22 protein-coding genes are annotated in these 23009 nt (G+C 36.6%); 9 read left to right on the top strand and 13 right to left on the bottom strand.

Going from position 1 to position 23009, the window contains the following annotated elements:
* The first annotated feature begins 72 nt into the window (after positions 1-72).
* The 3 genes from GGR42_RS08040 (at position 73) to GGR42_RS08030 (ending at position 2350) form a co-directional block, all read left to right on the top strand.
* The gene (locus GGR42_RS08040; RefSeq protein WP_167962651.1) at positions 73-327 is read left to right on the top strand and encodes a SemiSWEET family sugar transporter; all 255 of its coding nucleotides are present in this window, start codon (positions 73-75) and stop codon (positions 325-327) included.
* A 131-nt stretch (positions 328-458) separates the two neighbouring features.
* Positions 459-1559, top strand: a complete 1101-nt coding sequence (gene ald / locus GGR42_RS08035) for an alanine dehydrogenase (RefSeq protein ID WP_167962649.1) — start codon at positions 459-461, stop codon at positions 1557-1559.
* Between the two features lie 95 nt (positions 1560-1654).
* A complete protein-coding gene (locus GGR42_RS08030) occupies positions 1655-2350 on the top strand; it encodes a zinc metallopeptidase (RefSeq protein ID WP_167962647.1) in 696 nt (231 codons plus the stop codon).
* A gap of 83 nt (positions 2351-2433) precedes the next feature.
* Here the strand turns inward: GGR42_RS08030 and GGR42_RS08025 are convergent, their stop codons facing one another.
* The 7 genes from GGR42_RS08025 to GGR42_RS07995 all read right to left on the bottom strand — a co-directional run bounded on the left by GGR42_RS08025 (position 2434) and on the right by GGR42_RS07995 (position 8500).
* Positions 2434-2952, bottom strand: a complete 519-nt coding sequence (locus GGR42_RS08025) for a ferritin (protein ID WP_167962645.1) — start codon at positions 2950-2952, stop codon at positions 2434-2436.
* A gap of 102 nt (positions 2953-3054) precedes the next feature.
* The gene (locus GGR42_RS08020) at positions 3055-3375 is read right to left on the bottom strand and encodes a hypothetical protein (protein WP_167962643.1); all 321 of its coding nucleotides are present in this window, start codon (positions 3373-3375) and stop codon (positions 3055-3057) included.
* 36 nt (positions 3376-3411) lie between these two features.
* The gene (locus GGR42_RS08015) at positions 3412-3882 is read right to left on the bottom strand and encodes an Lrp/AsnC ligand binding domain-containing protein (RefSeq protein WP_167962641.1); all 471 of its coding nucleotides are present in this window, start codon (positions 3880-3882) and stop codon (positions 3412-3414) included.
* A 48-nt stretch (positions 3883-3930) separates the two neighbouring features.
* A complete protein-coding gene (locus tag GGR42_RS08010) occupies positions 3931-5304 on the bottom strand; it encodes a saccharopine dehydrogenase family protein (RefSeq protein WP_167962639.1) in 1374 nt (457 codons plus the stop codon).
* Between the two features lie 116 nt (positions 5305-5420).
* The gene (locus GGR42_RS08005) at positions 5421-6167 is read right to left on the bottom strand and encodes a uroporphyrinogen-III synthase (protein ID WP_167962637.1); all 747 of its coding nucleotides are present in this window, start codon (positions 6165-6167) and stop codon (positions 5421-5423) included.
* A 6-nt stretch (positions 6168-6173) separates the two neighbouring features.
* The gene (locus GGR42_RS08000) at positions 6174-6830 is read right to left on the bottom strand and encodes a DUF4271 domain-containing protein (protein ID WP_167962635.1); all 657 of its coding nucleotides are present in this window, start codon (positions 6828-6830) and stop codon (positions 6174-6176) included.
* Positions 6830-8500, bottom strand: coding sequence for an ArnT family glycosyltransferase (locus GGR42_RS07995; protein WP_167962633.1), 1671 nt, complete (start codon positions 8498-8500; stop codon positions 6830-6832). Before GGR42_RS07995 ends, GGR42_RS08000 begins: the two co-directional genes overlap by 1 nt.
* Positions 8501-8631: 131 nt before the next feature.
* Here GGR42_RS07995 and GGR42_RS07990 point away from each other — a divergent pair, with 131 nt between their 5' ends.
* The 3 genes from GGR42_RS07990 to GGR42_RS07980 are packed head-to-tail and all read left to right on the top strand — an operon-like array spanning position 8632 to position 11121.
* Positions 8632-9369: a polyprenol monophosphomannose synthase gene (locus GGR42_RS07990; protein WP_167962631.1), complete on the top strand. Its 738-nt coding sequence runs from the start codon at positions 8632-8634 to the stop codon at positions 9367-9369.
* Positions 9362-10696 (top strand): dihydroorotase, encoded by a 1335-nt coding sequence (locus GGR42_RS07985; RefSeq protein ID WP_167962629.1) that lies wholly within the window; start codon positions 9362-9364, stop codon positions 10694-10696. Before GGR42_RS07990 ends, GGR42_RS07985 begins: the two co-directional genes overlap by 8 nt.
* Positions 10697-10698: 2 nt before the next feature.
* Complete coding sequence (locus tag GGR42_RS07980) at positions 10699-11121, top strand: DUF4296 domain-containing protein (RefSeq protein WP_167962627.1); 423 nt, start codon at positions 10699-10701, stop codon at positions 11119-11121.
* On the opposite strand, the gene GGR42_RS07975 is transcribed toward GGR42_RS07980, so the two are convergent.
* Positions 11118-12125 (bottom strand): NAD-dependent epimerase/dehydratase family protein, encoded by a 1008-nt coding sequence (locus GGR42_RS07975; protein ID WP_167962625.1) that lies wholly within the window; start codon positions 12123-12125, stop codon positions 11118-11120. The genes GGR42_RS07980 and GGR42_RS07975 overlap by 4 nt on opposite strands.
* 194 nt (positions 12126-12319) lie before the next feature.
* Between GGR42_RS07975 and tyrS the strand changes: the two genes are divergently transcribed.
* A complete protein-coding gene (tyrS, locus tag GGR42_RS07970) occupies positions 12320-13615 on the top strand; it encodes a tyrosine--tRNA ligase (RefSeq protein ID WP_167962622.1) in 1296 nt (431 codons plus the stop codon).
* 55 nt (positions 13616-13670) lie between these two features.
* A complete protein-coding gene (locus tag GGR42_RS07965; RefSeq protein ID WP_209023936.1) occupies positions 13671-14033 on the top strand; it encodes a hypothetical protein in 363 nt (120 codons plus the stop codon).
* Positions 14034-14036: 3 nt separating this feature from the next.
* Here the strand turns inward: GGR42_RS07965 and GGR42_RS07960 are convergent, their stop codons facing one another.
* From GGR42_RS07960 to GGR42_RS07940, 5 genes are all read right to left on the bottom strand, one after another.
* The gene (locus GGR42_RS07960) at positions 14037-15014 is read right to left on the bottom strand and encodes a LuxE/PaaK family acyltransferase (protein ID WP_167962618.1); all 978 of its coding nucleotides are present in this window, start codon (positions 15012-15014) and stop codon (positions 14037-14039) included.
* A 96-nt stretch (positions 15015-15110) separates the two neighbouring features.
* Positions 15111-15434, bottom strand: coding sequence for a T9SS type A sorting domain-containing protein (locus GGR42_RS07955; protein ID WP_167962615.1), 324 nt, complete (start codon positions 15432-15434; stop codon positions 15111-15113).
* Positions 15435-15603: 169 nt separating this feature from the next.
* On the bottom strand, positions 15604-15912 hold the full coding sequence (locus GGR42_RS07950; protein ID WP_167962613.1) for a T9SS type A sorting domain-containing protein: 309 nt from the start codon (positions 15910-15912) through the stop codon (positions 15604-15606).
* A 177-nt stretch (positions 15913-16089) separates the two neighbouring features.
* On the bottom strand, positions 16090-19107 hold the full coding sequence (locus tag GGR42_RS07945) for a beta strand repeat-containing protein (RefSeq protein WP_167962611.1): 3018 nt from the start codon (positions 19105-19107) through the stop codon (positions 16090-16092).
* Between the two features lie 43 nt (positions 19108-19150).
* On the bottom strand, positions 19151-22078 hold the full coding sequence (locus tag GGR42_RS07940) for a TonB-dependent receptor (RefSeq protein ID WP_167962609.1): 2928 nt from the start codon (positions 22076-22078) through the stop codon (positions 19151-19153).
* Positions 22079-22257: 179 nt separating this feature from the next.
* On the opposite strand from GGR42_RS07940, the gene GGR42_RS07935 reads away from it, so the two are divergent.
* Positions 22258-22944 carry a response regulator transcription factor gene (locus GGR42_RS07935; protein WP_167962607.1) on the top strand — a complete coding sequence of 229 codons (687 nt, stop codon included), beginning with the start codon at positions 22258-22260 and terminating at the stop codon, positions 22942-22944.
* Positions 22945-23009 lie beyond the last annotated feature (65 nt).

The raw sequence follows: 23009 nt of genomic DNA, 5'->3' as shown, positions 1-23009 counted from the left end.
GAATAAAACTACTTAACAGGTAGTCTTAACCTATTTTAGATAGTGTTCAAACGGGTAATTTCATTAAATTAAATGCAAAACATTGAAATTTTAGGATTGGTAGCGGCGGCTTTGACCACCTCGGCCTTTGTACCACAAGTGTACAAGGCTTGGAAACACAAATCTACCAAGGACATATCCCTTACTATGTATCTTGTTTTTCTTATGGGACTTATTTTATGGTTTATCTATGGTGTATATCAAGAAAGTTTGTCCATTATGTTGGCAAATGGCATAACAGGTGTTTTGGCTTTCATTGTGATTATTTTAAAGTTAAAACATAGATAACCCCAAAATTTATAGGGGTAAATTATATTTATTTTGTAATTATAACCGCATACCCCCTCTTTTTTATCGATTTTATTTCGCTCTTTTAATTTAATGTAACAATTTTGCCGTGTAATTCTAAACGATACAAAATGGTTATTGGTGTTCCAAAGGAAATTAAGAACAATGAAAGCCGAGTGGGGATGACACCTGCTGGGGTTTTTGAACTGGTTAAAAACAACCACACTGTATATGTGCAGTCAGGAGCTGGTGATGGCAGCGGTTTTTTTAATGAGGATTACCAGCAGGCGGGAGCTATTATTTTGGATACTATTGGACAAGTTTATGCCATTAGTGATATGATTGTAAAGGTAAAGGAACCCATTAGGGAGGAATATGAGCTTATTAAAAAAGGGCAAATAGTTTTCACCTATTTTCATTTTGCTTCCAGTGAGCGATTAACCATGGCCATGGTAGAGAGCAAGGCTATTTGTATAGCTTATGAAACTGTAGAGGATGATGAGGGAACTTTACCTCTTTTAACACCAATGTCTGAAGTGGCGGGGAGAATGGCCATTCAGCAAGGGGCAAAATATTTGGAGAAACCGGTCAAAGGTAGAGGTGTTCTGCTTGGAGGAGTTCCAGGAGTGCCTCCGGGAAGGGTTTTGGTGCTTGGAGCAGGAGTTGTAGGTATCCAGGCTGCAAAAATGGCAGCAGGTCTAGGTGCCCATGTAACCATTCTAGATGTAAATATGAAGCGTTTGCGTTATGTGAACGATGTAATGCCTCCCCATGTGGTTACCGAGTTCTCCAATGAATTTAATATAAGAAAGCATATAAAAAATCATGATCTTATAATCGGAGGAGTTTTATTGAAAGGGGCAAAAGCACCTAATTTAATTACCAAGGACATGCTAAAAGACATGCATCCTGGTACGGTAATCGTTGATGTTGCCGTAGATCAAGGGGGTTGTGTAGAAACAACAAGACCTACTACGCACGAAAACCCAACGTATATCATTGATGATGTGGTTCACTACTGCGTTGCGAATATGCCAGGTGCGGTACCATACACTTCTACTGTAGCTTTAACCAACGTTACTTTGCCTTATGTGGTAAAGTTGGCCAATCTTGGATGGAAAGATGCGTGTGAAAAGGATGCATCTTTAGAAAAGGGATTGAACATTGTAGAGGGAAAAGTGGTTTATAAGGAGATTATCGAAGCTTTCCAATGGGAAAGTGTGGAAGCATAAACAGTACATTTTGTCAGAATATTGAACCTCGCTAATTTTGGCGGGGTTTTTGCTTTTATAAGTATATTTATAAAAAGAATTTAAACACTAAAATTATGATGACATATTATATATTGATTGGTGCTGTAGCGCTGATAAGCTGGTTGGTAAGTAGCCGATTAAAGAGTAAGTTTAAAAAATATTCCAAAGTGCATTTGCAAAATGGTATGAGTGGCGCAGAGATTGCGGAGAAAATGTTGTCCGATCATGGTATACGGGATGTTAAGGTGGTATCCACTGCAGGGATGTTAACAGACCACTACAACCCTAAAAGCAAAACAGTTAATTTGAGTGAAGGGGTGTACAATCAACGTAATGCTGCGGCTGCGGCTGTTGCTGCTCATGAATGTGGACATGCCGTACAACATGCCCAAGCATATGAATGGTTGACCATGCGCTCTAAATTGGTGCCCGTGGTGAGTGTTACCTCGGGAATGTCAACTTGGATTGTCTTTGGAGGACTTGCTTTAGGGGCTGCTGCTGGGGTTGGTTTTGGGTTTTATGTTGCTATTGCGGGTCTTGTAATGATGGGGCTGGCCACTTTGTTCAGTTTTATCACATTACCTGTGGAGTATGATGCAAGCAATAGGGCCTTGGCATGGTTAAAGAACAAGAATGTGGTGACACCAGAAGAATATAAAGGTTCTGAGGATGCTCTTAAATGGGCAGCAAGAACATATTTGGTTGCTGCTTTAGGTGCATTGGCATCCTTAGTTTATTGGGCATTCCAAGTATTTGGAGGTAGAGATTAATAGTGCAGATATTACCTAAAAAGGAATAAAAAACGGGACTTATATTAAGTCCCGTTTTTTGATTTCTATTCAATACTGTTATATTATTCCATCCAGTCGTTGACCTTGTTGTCAATCATTTGTAATCCTACTCCTTCCGTACCGGTTACTTCTATCATATCCAAGATATCACGAATGGTGTTTTCTTCTTCTACTTGTTCTAAAACAAACCAATCTAAAAAGCGCTCGGTTGTAATGTCGCCTAATTCTCGTGCCTTTAGGACAATATTATGAATAGACTTTGTTACTGCAACTTCGTGCTCTAAAGTGGTTTCAAACACGTCAACAATTGAAGAGTAATCGTGGTTTATATTCTTTACTTCTGGAGAAATAGGGTTTCCCCCAACATCAACCAAAAATTGAAAAATTTTCATCATATGTCCACGCTCTTCTTCTGTTTGCTTATAGAAAAATTTTGCGCTTGTAAAAAAACCATTTTGTTCGCACCATGAAGCCATGGCCAAGTAGATAGCCGATGCATGAGCCTCCATTTTGATTTGTCCATTGAGTAAATCCATGGACTCTACCTTTATGCTCATATTTTGTCTTGCAATGTCTTTCATACTATTATTTTTCTCAAAATTACAAAATAAAGAAAGGCAAAGTAAGAGAAATGTTAATTTGAATTTAGCTTTAGATTGTTTGTTAACAGGAAAAAACTGTGGCTATTGCAGTAAGAGAACACTTTTGGAAGATACCCCCATGGCGGAAAGACTGTTTTCCACTAAATTTTTTAAATCCAGAACTTCTAAAGTGTTAAGCACAAAAAGATGTTCTTTGTTGCAAAGCATCAAAACTTCAAAACCGTGCTGATTAGAATAGGAATCAAAATGATTTTCAATAGGAATGCTTAGTACTTTATGCCTTAGGGCCAATAGCTGGCAAAAAGACAAACGCACTGTTTTTTGTCCCATATCCAAATAATGATAGCGGTCCTTCTTGGACTGATATAGAGTGTAGAATTCAGATTTGTAAACCACTTTCATGGGACAAATCTAGTATTTATTTAGATTGAATACAAATTAAATTTGAATCTGCCTTTCAATTTGCTGCTGTAAGGAAATAAAGGTTTCTGTGCGAGATACACCTTCTATTTTCTGGATATTATGATTTAAAACATGCATAAGGTGCTCATTGTCCCTGCAGAGGACTTTTATTAGGATGGACCAATTCCCTGTGGTGTAATGACACTCTAGAACTTCTGGTATTTTTTCTAATTCTTTAACCGCAATAGGGTTGCTCATGGCTTTGTCCAAGAAGATACCAATATAGGCCATGGTAGTATATCCCATGACTTTGGGGTTTATAATAAACTTGGAACCTGCAATTAGGCCAGAACTTTCCAGTTTTCGCAATCTTTGGTGTATCGCTGCACCTGATATGCCGATGTTTCTTGCAATTTCCAAAATGGGTTTACGGGCATCTTGCATCAGAAATCTTAGAATTTTTTTGTCAATTCCATCAATCTTAACTTTTTCGTTAGTAGATTTCATCTTTAATATTTCATTTTAAAGATAAATATACCAAATAAGTAATAAATATTAACCTGCTACAGAATCTGGATTGTATCCTAAATAGGGCACGCTTTTGGCTTTGAAAGTAATGCCATATTCTTTTAATTCAGCAAGAATGGGCTGGTAAACCTCTTTAGTGATAGGGATTTGTACACCAGGAGTGGTTATCTTTTTGTTCAAAATCAATAAAGTGGCAATTGCCACAGGCAGTCCTACTGTTTTTGCCATGGCAGTGTAGGTTCTGTCTTTGCCAATTACAACCAGACTGGCATCAATTTGCTGTTTTTTACCATTGAGTTCATAACCAAACTTATGGTACATAACAATCATATCTTTTTCATCTTCTTTTAAGGTCCAACTATCTTCTAGAATATATTGAAGCACTTGTGCGGGAGTGGCATTTTGTAGCGGTATAATTTTATGTGAATCAAATAGATTGAGCTCCATTAATTTTTCCCACATAATATCATCTTGGTCTATTTTAAGATAGTGTCGCATTTTTAATTCTACAGAGTCTGTTGGGGAATAGGGAAGAAAGAGATTTATAAATTCTCTATAACTCATTCCTTCAGAGTTTTCCAGCGTATAGTTATCGTCTGTTAGTCCCAACTGTACAAACATGTTCCAAGCTTTGGAAAACCCTACCCTTCTCATTGTGCCTCTGTAGAGCGTAAGCGCATTGTCTAATCCATATGCACTCCTATACTTTAAAGAGTCCCTATTGGCATAGGCCTCAAATTTTCCATACCCATCAATATTCATAAACTCTGTTCTTCTAAAAAGTCTATGGTAGGGAATATATTTGTACGTCCCTTCTTGAATAAATTTAGCAGTACCTCCTTGTCCGGCAACTACTACATTTCTTGGGTTCCATGTAAACTTATAGTTCCATAGATTATTGTCATTTTCTGGAGCTACCAACCCACCTGTAAAAGACTCAAAAAGAATTATTTTTCCTTCCTTTTCACGGATGTCATCTAGAATTTCCATGGCACTCATGTGGTCAATACCTGGATCCACTCCTATTTCGTTCATAAAAACCAACCCTTTTTCCTTAACAGATGGGTCAAGTTCTTTTAATTCATCACTTACATAGGATGCTGTAACCAAATGTTTAGAATGTGCAATACAATCTTTGGCCACTTTTATGTGAAGTCTTGGTGGAAGCATGGAAACAACAATATCTGCCTGTTTTATTGTTTTGATTCGATTCTCATCATTGAAAATGTCTAACTCTAGAACTGTGCAATGGTAGTGAGACCTTATTTTATCTGAGATATTTTCTGGATATAGATCTCCTATGGTTAAATACAGATTTTCTTCCTCAGATTTATTTAAAAAGTAATCTATAAGAAAAGAAGTGGATTTTCCAGCGCCAATTAGAAGAATATTCCGCAACATATATTGAGTCCTTTTAGTGTTTAAAACGAAACACTAAGGTATCAAATTGTTATAAATATAAAAATATACCCTTAAAAAGTTGTGAACAGCACAATTTTTCGAAACTAGATAGAGAGTTATTTCTTATTCGCTACAGTAATATACTTTTGTAAAGCCATGGTCATAGAGGGTGTCTCGGGTGTTGGCGCTTGGATGTCTATTCTAAGTCCTGCATCAGTTGCTGCTTTTACAGTTGAATTGCCAAATACCGCTATTCTGGTATCATTTTGTTCAAAGTCAGGGAAATTTTTAAGAAGGGATTCTATTCCAGATGGACTGAAGAATACCAAAACATCATAATAAACGTCTCTTAGTTTTGATAGGTCACTAATAACTGTTTTATAAAAAACTCCTCTTGTCCAATCAATGCCTAATTCATTTAAAGTTTCTGGAACAATAGGTTTTAAAACGTCAGATGATGGCAAAAGGAATTTTTCTTCCTTGTATTTTTTAAATAAGGGAACCAATTCGTTAAAATTTCTTTTCCCAACATAAATTTTACGCTTTCTATAGACTACATATTTTTGAAGATAGTAGGCAACAGCTTCAGACTGGCAAAAATATTTCATAGAGTCCGGAACTTTAAAGCGCATTTCTTCAGCAATTCTAAAAAAGTGATCTACAGAATTTCTGCTGGTAAGAATAATGGCAGTATAATTTTTAGGGTCTATTTTTTGCTGCCTAACCTCTTTTGCATCTACACCTTCTACATGAATAAAGGGAATAAAATCTACCTTGACCTTCTCTTTTTCTATAAGTCGTGAATAAGGGGAGTTCTCCATTTTTGGTTCTGGTTGAGACACCAAAATCGTCTTTACTTTCATAGTCCGTTAATCTTTTAGATAGCTTCCAATTATCACAAAGGGTGCAATTTCGAGTGCGCAAAGGTACAAAATAAAATAGAAAAAATTAGCTCTTAAAAATTTTTGATGATTTCTTAGAGCTGTTAACCAACCCATTACATTTATTAAAAGAATTAAGACAATACTTAAATAAACAATAGATTTTGAGCCTTTAAAGACATAGCACAACATTACATTGAAAAAGAACATTAAAATACCACTATAGTTTAAATAGGATAGCTTTTTAAAAACAAATTGCGAGATAACGTTTCCCGAATTAAAGACATAACCATTGCCATACTGTAGGAGTATTTTGATTATCATAAATAGGACCAACAATCCCAATATTGTAAAATAGAACGTTAGGGATGAACTGTTATTCGTTTGATTGAAAATATTATATACAAGATATATAAAAAGGGAAAAGTTAATTATTTGGAATACAGTAACAAATATTTGGAACCAATTCAAAAGTTTTTCCTTTTTACCGTACATAAAAATATACTTGTTGTTAAAAGGCAAAATTATAAAGTCCATAAACCTGTTATAGAACACACCTTTGGCAATCACAATAAAAACTAGACTGGAAAAAAGGATAACAGTAATCCAATCTAGAGAGTCAAAGGTTCTTTGGATAGGTTCCATTATTTTAATTTTATATTTTCTCCATTAAGGCCATACAGTAAACCATTTTCCGAAACGCCTACTTTAAAATACCCCAGATTCTCGGTTTTTGGTTTGGGTAAATTAAAAATAAAAATGGTCGTGTCATTTGTTTTGAGGTTTTTTATATCCGGCAGCAATGGAGTGGTTTCAATGGGATTTTGTTCCATAACCTGCTTGTGCTTGTTAAGAAATATACCATTAAACTTTAGTTTTTCAATTGGAATATCTTCCTTATAAGGATTGTATATTTTTAATTGAAGATCGGTTTTTTCTTTCAAGTCAATTTCTTCGCTATCACCTATAATAGATTTTATTTTTCTAAAAGACTCAAAATTTTCAATATACCTCCCATAATAGATTGTGCTATCATTGCTAAAAAAGGAAACATCACCTTTTTTCATGTATTTGGACACATATACAACTTTTTTATGTTGAACCTTATCCTCGGAACTATCAATGGAATATTGATTCTTTCTATAGAACATATTGTTAAGAGAGAAAGAAGTGCTACCAGAATAAAAAGAATACATGGGTGCCAAACGGTATGAATTTTCAAAAACAACGGGGGTCTCACCCACTTGGGAGTAAAGGCTCCCTACCCAATTTTTGTTTCCGTGAGTCTCATAGGTGACAGGGAACAAGGGCTCGTGTACCAGGCCAATTCTAAGAAATAATAATACCACAATGTTGACAATCCCTATTCTAAAAAGCCATTTTTTTGCAGTTTGGTTTTGTATTAAAAAATTAAAAGCGAGAATGGCCAGTGGTATTGAAATGATAATAATCCATTGGGTTTGTATGCGTCTATTAAAACTGGAAATAAAGAAGAAAATAATAACACCATACGATAAGAAAAGAAGTGCCTTGGTAAATTTATCCGATGCTTTTGTTTTAATCAATGCCCAATATATCCAAGGAAAAGTAAGCCCCAATATTGCTATAAGGTTTACAAAATAACCTAAGGTAAATTTTGAGAAATTATATGCTTGGTTAGGTCGCTCATAAAGATGATATTTTATAGGAACAAAATCATTCTCATATAACCACATAAAATGCGGTACATAACAAAGTAAAGCTACAATTACCCCAACCCAGGCATATTTGTTCAGTATTAATTTAAGGTTGGATAACAATACAAAAATGATAACCAAAACAGCATGATATTTACTATACATTAAAGCAGCCATCACAACACCCAATAGAATGGACAAAAAATAGGAGGGTTTTTGCAAGAATTGTTTATAAACCAATAAAAACAATGCCGTAAAAAATAAAAGAGGTGTGTCTGGAAGTGTTAAAAATCCATAGGCATGCATAAGCCCCATGGAAAACACCAAAACGAAGAAATGGGCTATGTAGTCTTTCTTTTTAGGGTAGTCAATCATAAACCAGAGGACAATATATATTCCAGTAGATAAAATACAGCCCATAAAGCGAACTCCCAGCTCACCATCAAATAAATAACTACTTAGTTTTACCAACAGTGCCACCATGGGTGGGTGGTCAAAATATCCCCAGTCCATATTCTGGGAATAATACCAATAGTAGGCTTCATCAAAAATAAGTTCTGTTAAATGTGCTTGCAGAAGATTCAACAAAAAAATGGCGCCTAAAAATAAGAGAAAGAGTTTGGGAAGTTTATTTGTCATTCCAGATGCTTAATTGGCGTCAAAATTACAAATAATCACTCTTATGCGAGTATTTAAAAAAATCATAAAGTTTAACAAGGATTTCTTTACAGGTTTTAAAGTGTTATTTTTGCTCAAATAGTCAAGATTCAATGGTAGACAGCCTAGTCATTATACCCACTTACAACGAGATTGAAAATATTGAGGCCATTATAAGAGCTGTTTTGGATCTTAAAAAAGAGTTCCATATTTTGGTGGTGGATGATAATTCGCCAGATGGCACTGCTGAAAGGGTTCAGGTACTTCAGAAAGAGTTCCCAAATAATTTGTTTTTGGAAGTACGCAAAGAAAAGGCAGGTTTGGGAACGGCCTATATCCATGGGTTTAAATGGGCTATTGCAAAAAAGTATGATTATATTTTTGAAATGGATGCCGATTTTTCCCATCGACCAGATGACTTATTGCGATTGTACAGGGCGTGTGCGGATGGGGCAGATGTAGCCGTGGGTTCTCGTTATAAAAAAGGGGTTAACGTAGTGAACTGGCCTTTATACAGAATTTTACTTTCTTATGGAGCCTCTTTTTATGTAAAAATGATAACAGGTATGAAGGTGCATGACCCAACAGCAGGTTTTGTATGCTATAAAAGAAAAGTTTTGGAGGATATAAATCTTGAAGCGGTCAAGTTTATAGGCTATGCTTTTCAGATTGAAATGAAATACAGGGCTTACCTCAAAAAATACAATATTCAAGAGGTCTCCATTATTTTTACGGATAGGGTACATGGAAAATCCAAAATGAGTTCATCCATTGTAGGGGAAGCCATTTTTGGGGTGATTTCAATGAAACTATCAAGTATATTTCAAAGAAGAAAATATTGGAATGGATAAAATATTGATTAAAAATGCAGTTGTAGTAAATGAAGGAACTCAGTTTAAAGCTGATATTCTTTTACAGGGAAACATTATTCTAAAAATAGATAAGGACATAAGTGACACAACTGCCAAAGTCATTGATGTTGAAGGAAATTATGTATTGCCCGGAGTAATAGATGACCAAGTGCATTTTAGGGAGCCTGGCCTTACTCATAAAGGAAACATTGAGACGGAGAGTAGAGCGGCCATTGCGGGTGGAATTACATCGTTTATGGAGCAGCCCAATACAATTCCACAGACCACAACGATAAAGAAGTTGGAAGAAAAATTTAATATGGCTTCCAAAACTTCCTATGCCAATTATTCCTTTTTGTTTGGTGGCACCAATGATAATTTGGAAGAATTGAAAAAATTGGATAGGAATGCTTGTTCTGGAGTAAAATTATTTTTGGGATCTTCCACCGGGAATATGTTGGTTGATAATGAAGAAGTAATTGAAAAAATTTTTAAAAACACCGAAATGGTTATTTCTGCTCATTGTGAGGATGAATCTACCATTAGGGAGAATATAGCAAAGTATAAAGGGTTATATGGGGATGATATTCCAATAAAATACCATCCAATAATTAGAAGTGCCGAGGCCTGCTATTTATCTTCTTCGAAAGCTATTGCTTTAGCTAAAAAAACCGGGGCAAGATTGCACGTTTTTCATGTTTCTACAGGAATTGAAACAGCTCTTTTTAGAAATGATATTCCTTTGGAAAAAAAGAAAATTACTGCCGAGGTATGCCTTCACCATCTTTGGTTTTCCGATGTTGACTATGAAAGTAAAGGGACTCTTATAAAATGGAATCCTGCAGTTAAAACAGCGAACGACCGCGAACTGTTATGGAAGGCTCTTTTGGATGACAGAATAGATGTTGTGGCAACAGACCATGCGCCACATACCCTAGAAGAAAAAGACAATGTATATACCAAAGCCCCATCTGGCGGACCATTGGTGCAACATGCCTTGCCGGCCATGTTGGAGAAGTGTAAAGAAGGTAAAATTCCTTTGGAAAAGGTGGTGGAGAAAATGTGTCACAATCCGGCAAAACTTTTTCAAATTACTAAGCGCGGATTTATTAGGGAAGGATATTTTGCCGATTTAGTTGTGGTAAATAGGGATGATCCATGGAAAGTGGATAAAAAAAATATTTTTTATAAATGTGGATGGTCTCCTTTTGAAGGGGCTACTTTTAACTCTAAAATATCCCATACTTTTGTAAATGGCCATTTGGCCTATGAAAATGGCATATTTTCTGAGCAAAGAAATGCACAAAGATTAACTTTTGATAGGTAAGTATGAAAAGGGGATTCCTTGTTTTAATATTGATTTTATTGGTGTCATGCGCTGAAAAGCTCATTGAGGAACCTGAAAACCTTATTGCAGAAGACAAAATGACCGATATTCTATATGATTTATCGCTTCTTGTTGCCGTAAAGAATACAAGCAGGGCTATTTTGGAGGATAATGATATTGAGATTATGGAATATCTATATGTAAAGCACAAAATCGATAGTGTGCAGTTTGTGCAAAGTGACCTGTATTATGCTTCTACTCCTGCCATTTATGAATCTATATATAGAAAAGTTGAAACTAGATTGGAAGCAACTAAAAAAGAAATGCAAGATGCCAGAATGAAAAAAAGCGATAGTGTAGCAGAAAAGGCCAATAAAAAAAGGGCGTTCAAAGAAATTCAAAAACCATCTTTAAAGAAGGACTAAGAGACCTCTTTTAGAAAATGTTTAGAAGAAAATATAAGGGCTTCTTCTATTGATTCATATTCAAAGGGAAAATATTTTTGAATTTTAGTATTGTTATAAACCCTTCTTTTTCGCAAGGAGAAAACCCCATTTTTGGTCAATTTTCTTTCTTTTCCTGTCAATACGGTTCTAACCCAATCTAATCGCCATAAGATTTCCAACTGCCAAAGTTTTAATTTATTTTTCGGACCGGGTTTACCCAGTTCTTTTGCAATGATAGCTACCACCTTTTTGTAGGTGAGATTTTCGCTAACTGCAATAAAGCGTTCATTTTTAATGGGAGATTCCATTAGAGAAACCATCATTTTAACAACATCATTTACAGTTATAAAACCAGTTCCACTAGGGGGATAAATTCTTTGGCCTTTTGCAGCTATAGAAAAGAATTTCCCACTTCCATATTTCCAAAAACCTGGGCCTAAAACAATACCTGGATTCACCATGACCATATCCAACCCTTCTTGTGAACCTCGCCATACTTCCATTTCTGCATCATATTTGGTCAAGGCATAAACATTGGTATGGGCATCGTTCCATTCGGTTTCCTCCGTCATGGATTCTCCATTGATACTCCGGCCAATAGCGCCAATGGTACTTACGTAACACAGTTTTTTAATACCGTATGCCAGACATAGGTTTACAATATTTCTGGTGCCTTTTACATTTACTTTTCTTAGTTTTTTGTAATTCCTTGGGTCAAATGAGATTAGGGCAGCTGCATGGTACACATGGGTGACATTGGTGAATGCAATTTCTAAGGTGGGAATATTGTCAAGGTCGGCTTCTATCCACATTATTTTTTTAAAAAGGGCGGTTGCATCATTAGAATAATAGGAGAAAACTTTTTCTACTCTCCTTAAATCACTTTGTTTTCTGTGGATGGCTTTTACCTTCAATCCTTTGTTCGCCAAATGGAACAAAAGATGTGCGCCGACCAAACCTGTGCCACCTGTTACTAAAACCATGTTTCAAATTTACTCAATAATTAAGATTTAAATGCTCCCATGTTTGCATCAAAATATAAAAGCATTTTTATTAGAGTGCCTTGTGGAATTTTTAAAAGCAGCTTGCATAATTGGCACGGATTTATTCATTTTTTCACAACCTCAAAGCCTACTATTTCTTTTATATTTGCAAGAATTAACCAAAGAGATTAAGAATGATATCAAATTTTGTGGCCGAATTAAAATGGAGGGGAATGTTGCATGATGTAATGCCAGAAACTGAAGAACATTTATTAAGTGGAATGCAATCGGCCTATGTTGGGATTGATCCAACTGCAGATTCATTGCACATTGGTCATTTAGTGGGTGTTATGATGTTGAGGCATTTTCAATTGGCTGGCCATAAACCATATGCTCTAATTGGGGGTGCCACGGGTATGATTGGTGATCCTTCGGGGAAGTCAGCTGAGCGAAACCTATTGGACGAGCCTACTTTACGCCACAATCAAAATGCCTTAAAAGAACAATTATCCCGTTTTTTGGATTTTGAAAGCAATGCTGATAATGCTGCCGTTCTGGTTAATAATTACGATTGGATGAAGGATTTTTCATTCTTGGAATTTATACGAGATGTGGGCAAGCATATTACCGTGAACTATATGATGGCCAAAGATTCGGTAAAAAAGCGATTGTCTTCTGAAGCCAAAGAAGGAATGTCCTTTACAGAGTTTACATACCAACTGGTACAGGGATATGATTTTTTATATCTCTACCAAAACCACAATTGCACCTTGCAAATGGGAGGAAGTGATCAATGGGGCAATATTACAACAGGAACCGAGCTTATTAGAAGAATTGGTGGGGGAAAAGGGTATGCGCTTACCTGTCCTCTAATTACAAAGGCTGATGGTACAAAGTTTGGAAAAACAGAAGGTGGAAATGTATGGTTGGATTCCAATAGAACTTCGCCGTATAAATTTTATCAATATTGGATGAACACATCTGATGAGGATGCTGAGAAATATATTAAAATTTTTACGTTTCTATCCAAAGAAGAAATAGAAAGCCTGATTAAGGAGCACGCTGAAGCTCCTCATATGAGAGTATTGCAAAAACGGTTGGCTGAAGAGATAACTGTTATGGTACATTCACAAGAAGATTTGGACAATGCAATTAAAGCAACCAATATACTTTTTGGAAAATCTACGTCTGATGATTTAAAAAAACTGAATGAAAAGACTTTTTTAGATGTTTTTGAAGGTGTTCCACAGGCTGAAATTTCTATATCCGATATAGAAAATGGTTTGGACATGATAGCGGCCCTATCCGCCAAAACGGGTTTTTTAAGTTCCAACGGTGAGGCTAGGAGGGAATTAAAACAGAATTCAATTTCTGTAAATAAGGAAAAGGTAAAGGAAGATTATGTCATTACAGCGACGGACTTGATCAATGGTAAATTTGTGCTGTTGCAGCGTGGCAAAAAGAACTATTTTGTGTTGGTAGCTAATTAGTTAAAGCAACCTTATGCATATTTAGGAATCTAAGAAATGCAACTAAGTTATTAATATGAAAAAGATTGGTTTTTTAATTTGCTTAGCTTTTTTTATTTCATGTAAAAGTGATCAGGAATGTTGTGTGATGCCAGAAACTTTGTCAGGGAGGTATGTACACAATATTGTAGATTGCGATACTAGTGGTAATCCTGAAGAAAACTGTTCAGAATTCTTGGAATTTATAGATGAAACAAAGGTTGATGTTTTATATGGTGGTGGTGATATAATCCGAAGGTTTAATTATAGTATAGAAAATTTCACACTAACCCTTGAGCAGGAACCAACATCAAGTTTTTTACTTCCTTTCGGTTTTAACATTATTGATGAAACTACACTGGAAAGAACTGATAATGGCGATGTTTGGAAAAAGCAGTAAATTCTAGAGCACCATCAAATTACAACCTCTAATATCCGAGTGGTCAAAACGACCTAAAATCTCAAAACTGCCATCTAAATAAACTTTACCCAAATCTTGGGTTGCAATAAATGAACAGGAATTTACATTGGCAAGGTCAATTACATTAATTCCTCCAGTTTTATCAGGACCTATTATAGTTAAAGGGTCTTCAGTATCTCGTATTAGTATGTTCATCCAAGGTGGGGTTTTAAAAATCCCATTACCTTTGGAGTAGGCTTGTGACAAAAGTTCTGTCATTCCATATTCTGAATGTATTTGCCCTACCCCAAAACTTTTTTTTAAGATAGTATGAAGCTCCTCCCTTATCATTTCCTTTCTTTTTCCTTTCATACCACCAGTTTCCATTACTATCGTATGTTTTAATTTTAAAGAATGTTTTTCTACCATGTCCAGCAAGGCAAAAGAAACTCCAATCAGTAAGGTTTTTGTTTTTTGGGTTTCTAATTTTATCAATTTGTCTTTTAGACTATTGAGGTCGTGTAAATAAAAACCACTATCTGGATGGTTGCTTTTGTTTATAAGGTCGTTTGCCATATAAATTAATGATGAGCCATCTCTTTCCAAGTAGGAGGGTAATAGGGCCAATACACAATATTCATCAATATTTCCATAGAAATGCGCGAAGCCCTTTAAATAACTTTTTTCATAAAGAGAAACATCTGTGACCAAATGCTTGCTTGTCACCGCACCTGTTGTGCCACTACTGGTAAAAGTAGCAACAGGTTTTTCTTTTCCGGATATTATCTCCTTGGTTTTAAAAAATTGAATGGGCAAAAACGGAATTTGCTCTAATTCCTTTACATTTTTTGGGCCGGCTTTTAAATAAGTGCAAAATTCGTGATAAACAGGATTATTATGATATTGAAAAGCGAAGATTTCCAATGCCAAGGATTTAAATCCCTCTTGGGAAGTAATAGAAAATATGTTGTTTTTGTCCATTCAATACTTAGCTCATGTAAAGGTACGGATAGAAAAGTGTATAAAACAAAAATGCCCCTAATCAAGGGGCATTCATATGTTTTATAGAATTGTGTATTATTTTACAACCAGTTTACGGGTCATGCATTTGTTTTCTTCTGTTACTTTTAAAACATAAACCCCCGGAGATAACTTCGATATATTTAGCACTGTGGAAGATATTTTATCCCTTAGTACTACTTCCCCAAAAACGTCATAGATAACTATGTTTTTATTTCCATTTCTTTCAGTGGTAATATAGACCACATCATCAAAAGCTGGGTTTGGGTATAATTTAAAATTGGGGATTTCCTCAATTTTCACAGTATCATTTTCAGCCATATCCTGTGCAGAAGCTGCAACTGTAAACAATAAAAACAAAAGTAAATAGACTTGTTTCATTTATGATTGATTTGGGACCAACACTGTAAATATATGCAAGTGCTTGATGGTAAGACACTAAATGTTGTGAATGTTTAATTTTTGTAGGCAAATCCCAATATTTAGATGTTTGGATTAAACAAACGTTACAAAAACCAGATAATCAGCAAGTTAAAACGTAGGAAATGACTTACTTTATGATAAGTTTTCTAGTAGCTACTTTGTCTTTTTCCAAAACACGTAGGACATAAACCCCTGCATCCAAATCTGATAGATTCAGTTCTTTGCCTAGAATTGTGGTTTCTAGGACCTGGGTTCCCAAAACATCAAAAATCAAAATTTTCTTTGGAGCGTTATTGGCAGTATTGATAAAGACCTTTCCGTTTGTGGTAGGATTTGGATATAGTGTAAAGCCCTCTATATCACCACCACTCCTGGATTCTTGCCCGAAACTTGTAGTGCAAACCAAAAAGAATAATACGAGGTAAAGGTGCTTCATGTGCTATATATCAGCAATTTATATGCCATAAATATATTCAATTTGAAGCTACTTCCTTACAAAAAAATTGAAAATTAGATGAAATACACAATATCGAGATTAATGTGCTTTTTATCGATAAAAAGCCCCGCAATTGCGGGGCTTTAATTTTATAATTAATAATGTAATGAGTAACTACTAGTTAGTTGCCCAACCGAACATAGCAACATCAACAGTAGCGGCTGCGTCATAAGCTGCACCTGTATCAATGGTTACACCATCTACAGTAACGTTAGTAGTTGCTCCACCATCTCTAAAGTCTACATTAGTAGTATAGCCATCTAAAGAAAGACCTGTGATAGCCGCACCAGATTCCTTTTTGAACTGTAGTGCAGTTCCACCTTGGGTAGAAACACAAGTTAAATTAGCCAATGTTGGCATATTGTTGTCACCATCCGCTTCAACAGCAGTAGAGAAACCAGCTTCAGTATGGAGCACATATGCATTGGTCAAGGTACCGTTCCAACCTTCTGTCCAGTCAATGGCATCATCCTGGTTGTTCTCCATATAGAAGTTGGAAGCAGAAACCGTTCCACCAAAGAACTCAACACCATCATCAGCACCATTCAACAAGGCAACGTTACTGATAGTGGTTCCTGAGCCTACGGCATACAATGTAAGACCGTTGTACTGAGACTCAGAGTTTATCTGTGCACCCGCATAGTTGATGATCAAGTAATCGATAGAGCCAGAGTTGTCAGTATCGTCAGAACCACCATAGATAATATTGCCCACTTCAGCAGTTGCATCTGTACCTTTGGTAGTGGTTGCATTACCAGCAATCACCAAACCACCCCAGTCACCTGGGTTTTCTCCATTAGAAGTCATGATTACTGGAGCTGCGTCAGTACCCTGAATATCGATCATACCGCCTTTTTGAACAACAATGTAGGTACTAGTTGCACCAGCAGCTTGTACATCAGCAGTAATAGTAGTTCCAGCAGGGATAGTCAAAGTAACACCGGATTGTACACTTAATGTCCCCTGTAATTCGTATGCTACAGAAGGATCTAAAGTCAAATCGGCAGAAACATTACCTGTAAGGATTGCAGAAGTACCCACGGTTTCTCCCGTTGCCCAAGCAAAAGAATTAAAGTCAACAGTAGCGATGTTAGCGTATAGCGCATCAACATCAGCATCTGCCCCATCAATTTGAACATTGGAAACAGCACCACCATCCCTAAAGTCTAAAACAGTTTCATAACCTGATACGGAAAGACCAGTGATTGTAGCGCCAGATTCTTTTTTGAACTGAAGTGCAGTACCACCTTCAGTGGATAAAACAGTTAAGTTAGCCAATGTTGGCATGTTGTTGTCTCCATCAGCTTCAACAGCAGTAGAGAAACCTGCAACAGTATGAAGTACGTAGGCGTTGGTCAGGGTACCGTTCCAACCTTCTGTCCAGTCAATGGCATCATCCTGGTTGTTCTCTAAATAGAAGTTGGAAGCGGAAACCGTTCCACCAAAGAACTCAACACCATCATCAGCACCATTTAACATAGCAACATTATCGATAGTGGTTCCTGAACCTACGGCATACAATGTAAGACCGTTGTACTGAGACTCAGAGTTGATCTGTGCACCCGCATAGTTGATGATGAGGTAGCTAATAGAACCAGAGTTGTCAGTGTCGTCAGAACCACCGTAGATGATGTTACCTACTTCAGCAGTTGCATCTGTACCTTTGGTAGTGGTTGCATTACCAGCAATCACCAAACCACCCCAATCACCTGGGGTTTCCCCATTAGAGGTCATTACGACCGGAGCGGCAGCACTTCCTTGGATATCGATCATACCGCCTTTTTGAACAACGATGTAGGTACTAGTTGCACCAGCAGCTTGTACATCAGCAGTAATAGTAGTTCCGGCAGGGATGGTCAAAGTAGCACCTGATTGTACACTTAAGGTACCCTGTAATTCGTATGCTACAGAAGCATCTAAAGTCAGATCGGCAGAAACATTACCAGTAAGGATTGTGGAAACACCCACAGTTTCTCCCGTTGCCCAAGCAAAAGAGTTAGGGTCCACGGTAGCAATGTTAGCGTATAGTTCATCTACATCAGCATCAACCCCTTCAATTTGAACATTGGAAACAGCACCACCATCCCTAAAGTCTAAAATAGTCTCGTAACCAGATAAGGAAAGACCAGTGATTGTAGCACCAGATTCTTTTTTGAACTGTAGTGCAGTACCACCTTGAGTGGATAGTGCAGTAAGATTAACCAAACTTGGATTGCCGTTATCTCCATCAGCTTCAACAGCAGTAGAGAAACCAGCTGCAGTATGAAGTACGTAGGCATTGGTCAAGGTACCGTTCCAACCTTCTGTCCAGTCAATAGCATCATCCTGGTTGTTCTCCAAATAGAAGTTGGAAGCGGAAACCGTTCCGCCAAAGAACTCAACACCATCATCAGTACCATTCAATAAAGCAACATTATCGATAGTGGTTCCTGAACCTACGGCATACAATGTAAGACCGTTGTACTGAGATTCTGGGTTAATCTGTGCACCCGCATAGTTGATGATCAAATAACTAATAGAACCGGAGTTATCGGTATCATTAGCACCACCGTAAAGGAATTCGCCCACTTCAGCGGTTGCGTCAGTACCTTTTGTAGTGGTCGCATCACCAAGGATTACCAAACCACCCCAGTCACCTGGAGTTTCATTGTTAGAGGTCATGACGACAGGGGCTGATTCAGTACCCTGAATATCGATCATACCACCTTTTTGAACAACGATGTATGTACTGGTCTCATCACCAGAGGCAGCATCGGCAGTGATAGTGGTACCAGCTGGAATGGTCAAAGTAACACCGGATTGTACACTTGCGGCACCAGATAAGGTGTATTCAATAGCTGGGTCCAGTGTAGTGTCCTCAGTAATGTCTCCTGTCAAATCAACCGACTCTACACATGCATTACATGATCCACCACAGTCTACACCTGTTTCATCACCGTTCATGATTTGGTCGTCACATGTTGGTTCTGCCGTACAAGCAGTACATGATCCACCGCAGTCTACACCTGTTTCGGTGCCGTTCATAATTTGATCATTACAGGTAGGGCCACCATCATCGTCGCTACTACAACTTGTTAAAACAAGGGCAAATGTTGCGACAAAAATCATTGAGAATTTTAAGATTTTCGTTTTCATAAAATAGGGTTTAAAAAGTATTAGATTTATATTTAGTTAACTATTAAAAAGTAAAGTTAAGCCCAAGACTAAGGGTGCTTCCTAGCTTATATGATCTTACAATTTCTTCTCTGTTTATATGTTCAGGGCCATTGGCCAAACGGTTGTCGATGTCACTAGGGTCAAAAGCTCTAATTTCATTACGATTATCCAATACATTTTGGGTACGTTTTATTTCAGGATTCAACAAGTTGCCACCGTTTAATGATACCTCCCAATTTTTGGCAAATTGTTGGCTGATCCTTGCATTAAGAATCACAAATCCTTTTTCAACAATGTTATCATTATAGGAGTAGTCATATATGTTAAACCCTTCCGCACTACCCAATACATAAATTTTGTCCGAGGCATAGTTTGAGTTTAGTGAACCAGATAATTTGTTTTCTCCAGAAGTCTTAAAGTTTAAATTGGCGTTGAAGATAAAGTCTGAAGCTCCTTGTAGACCGGTTGAATTGTTTCTGCCAAACTTAAAGTAGTCTGTAGCACTATTACCGTCCTCAGTAGGAACAAATTTAAGATCTTGCTCATGATGCATTAAAGTGGCGTTGAATACAAGATTTAAATCTATTCCGGAATAAACATCATCCGTTTCGTTGTAGTTTGGTTTAAGTAAGTTAATCTTACTCTCCAATTCTATACCATAAACTTCCGCTTTGTCACCAGTGTTTTCAAATGTCCAAATACTTTCTCCACCTCTTTGGGTAGTTCTGTTAATTGGGTCTTGGATGTCTTTATAGAAAGCTGCTAAAGAGATCAACTGGTCATTGGATGGAAAAAACTCCCATTTTAAATCAAAATTATTCGTGAAAGATGCAGTTAAGTTGTCAGCATTACCCGTAACTTCTTGACCCGAAGGGGCTACATACCTAAAGGGAGCAATTTCTTTAAACTCTGGTAAGGTTATGGTTCTACTGGCTGCAAAACGCAACGCATGTTTCTCGTTGATAGCATATTTTAAGTTTAAGCTAGGGTAGAAATTGTTGTATTCTTGCACAGTTTCCCCAACAACTCTGGTACCACTACCACCAACATCATAATTAACAAGAATTTCATCTTTTTGGGCTCTAATACCAGCGTTTATGCCTAATTTATTTAATTGAACATTAAAATCCACATAAGCTGCTTTAGAGGTGTAGTCTCCTGTGTAAACATCTTTGGTTTCACCATTTGAGTTTTCGCTCAATCTAATTACTTCAATAGAACCGTTGGCAAAGTTTTGAGTATTTAGAATGGTGTTTAAGTCATCTAAACTCGAAGTTCTGGTACTAAATCTATCTACATTATTAGACTCGGTAACACCAACAAATTCTGAGCTAAAATCTCTCTCTTTGTTTCTGTAAAAAAGACCTACTTCAATATCAAATTTTTTGTTGGTCTCTTCTTCATCTATAATAGTAAATACGTCGTTTATATAACCATTGTATTCAATATCTTCAATTAACTGTGCAGCCTTTCTTTGGTTGAAACCACCTTGAGAGTTTAATGCTACAGATGACTCTGGAGAAGCATCAAAAAACACTTGATTTCTAATTCTGTTTGGTTCGTCTGCATTTAACAAGTTGTAACCACCTGCCCATTTCAATTGGTTTTTATCAGAAATCTTGTGCGTCCCTAATAGTTGGGTAACCAATAAACGAGTTTGTTTGGTGTTTTGGTCACGTACAAATTCCTCAGGTATTCCAAAGCTTGCAAAGGCATCTGTATCATCACTAACTTGCGCTTCACCATTTCTACCAAACTCAATTACCTCATCTGTTAATGTATTAAGAAAGGTAGTTGTAGATTTTAACTTGTTTTTATCGTTAATGTACCAAGTTAAATCGGCCAAAGCCGTATTGGTAATATTAGATTCATATGTTGTATAGTCAGATGCGCCGACTTGCACAAAACCATATTCCAAGATTTGATATATGCCTTCGTTATATCTGAAACCCTCATCGTGAGATCCAGTAACAATAAAAGATAATTTGTTGTCAAATAACTTTTTACCAAAACTTAAGTTTACCCCATAATTTAATGGACTATCCTTAGTGGCGGGATCCCAAGACTGTTCCGTTAATTGTTGTAACAAACTCCTATTAGAGTCGTGAAAACCAAAAGTGGTCTCCGAATCTAAATTAGGGGAGATTTTAAAATTATCATTGATACCATCCTGATAAACAGAAGTGTTCAAACCACCAGAAACACCTATGCTAAATTCAGAAGAACCTACTAATTCTCTTGAGCTAATATCAATATTACCAGAAGCTTGATCAGCGGAATTCCTAGCTGAATAGGTTTTTCCAATACTTACGTTTTGTATTACCCTTGTTGGAAACAAACCTAAATTAATGTTCTTTTTGTCAACATTATCAGAAGGAATTGGGAGTCCGTTTAAGGTTGTGGACAAATACCTGTCTCCTAAGCCTCTTACAAAAATATCTCCAGATGCTTCACTTTCAGAAACTCCTGAAATCTTTGTTGTAGCTGTTTTAACATCGCTTATTCCTAGATCGCCTAGCTCTTGGGCTCCTATACTTTCAACTACGGTTACAGCTTTTCTTTGGTCAAGCAGCAAAGCTACTTCAGAATCTTTTCTAGCAACTGTTGTTACAACTACTTCATCCAACGCCACCCCTGAGGATGCGCTTAAAGGAATATCAATTGTGGTTACTTTCCCTGCTACTACCTCAACATCTGGTATTTCTACGGTTTCATAACCTAAATAACTATACACTACGGTATAGGTGCCCGGCTCTAAACCGGCTATTTCATATAGTCCATCAAAATCTGAAGTGGTTCCTTTTGTAGTCCCTTTTATAAGGACATTTGCGAAAGCTAAAGGCTCGTCATTTACTTCTTTATCAATAAGTTTACCCACAATGCTTCCAGTCTCTTGTGCACTTAAATTAAGGGCAACAATAGATAATACTAATACTAAAAAATATTTCATTAATACACAATTATGTTTGGCGCAAAGAACGCCACAGGCTGTAAAAGCCATGTTAGCTACGTGTTAAACATTTATTTCATTAGCGTTATCTTAATGTTACGATATTAAATGAATGTTAACCGACTTTATGGTAATAGTATTATCTTTACTTTTGGGCGAATGAACCAATTTTAGGACCCATGAAAAAAAAGGATATTAAAATACTTTTAGTAGACGATGAGCCGGATATTCTGGAAATAGTAGGTTATAACCTTTCTTCTGAAGGTTATGATGTTTTTACTGCCAAAAATGGAGTGGAAGCGGTAGCCAAGGCTAAAAAGAAGAATCCTCACTTAATTATTTTGGATGTTATGATGCCTGAAATGGATGGTATTGAAGCATGTGAAATTATTAGAAATACTTCTGGCCTGGAAAATACTATAATCACTTTTTTAACAGCTAGAGGAGAAGATTATTCTCAGGTAGCCGGTTTTGATGCCGGAGCGGATGACTATATTACCAAGCCCATTAAGCCAAAAGTATTGGTGAGCAAGGTAAAGGCGCTATTGAGAAGGCTAAAAGAGGACGAAAATAAAACTGAGGATATAACCACTGTTGGTAATATTGTAATAGACCGAGAGGAGTATAAAATTGTGAATGATGGTAAAGAACTAATTTTACCAAGAAAGGAGTTTGAGCTACTTGCACTATTAACTTCCAAACCAAGTAAGGTCTTTAAAAGAGAGGTTATTTTGGACAAAGTTTGGGGGAATGAGGTTGTTGTCGGTGGAAGGACTATTGATGTGCATATTAGAAAATTGCGCGAAAAAATAGGGGATGACCATTTTAAAACCGTCAAAGGTGTTGGGTATAAGTTTGTGCTTTAATGGCAATAGAATTAAAGAAGTCATATAGGTTTGCGTTTTATTCTTCGTTAATTCTTGCTGTTGTT

This window comes from Saonia flava, assembly GCF_011927795.1.
Lineage (GTDB): Bacteria > Bacteroidota > Bacteroidia > Flavobacteriales > Flavobacteriaceae > Saonia > Saonia flava.
Note: the sequence above shows the minus strand (reverse complement) of the source record. Positions and strands in the feature narration are given on the sequence as shown.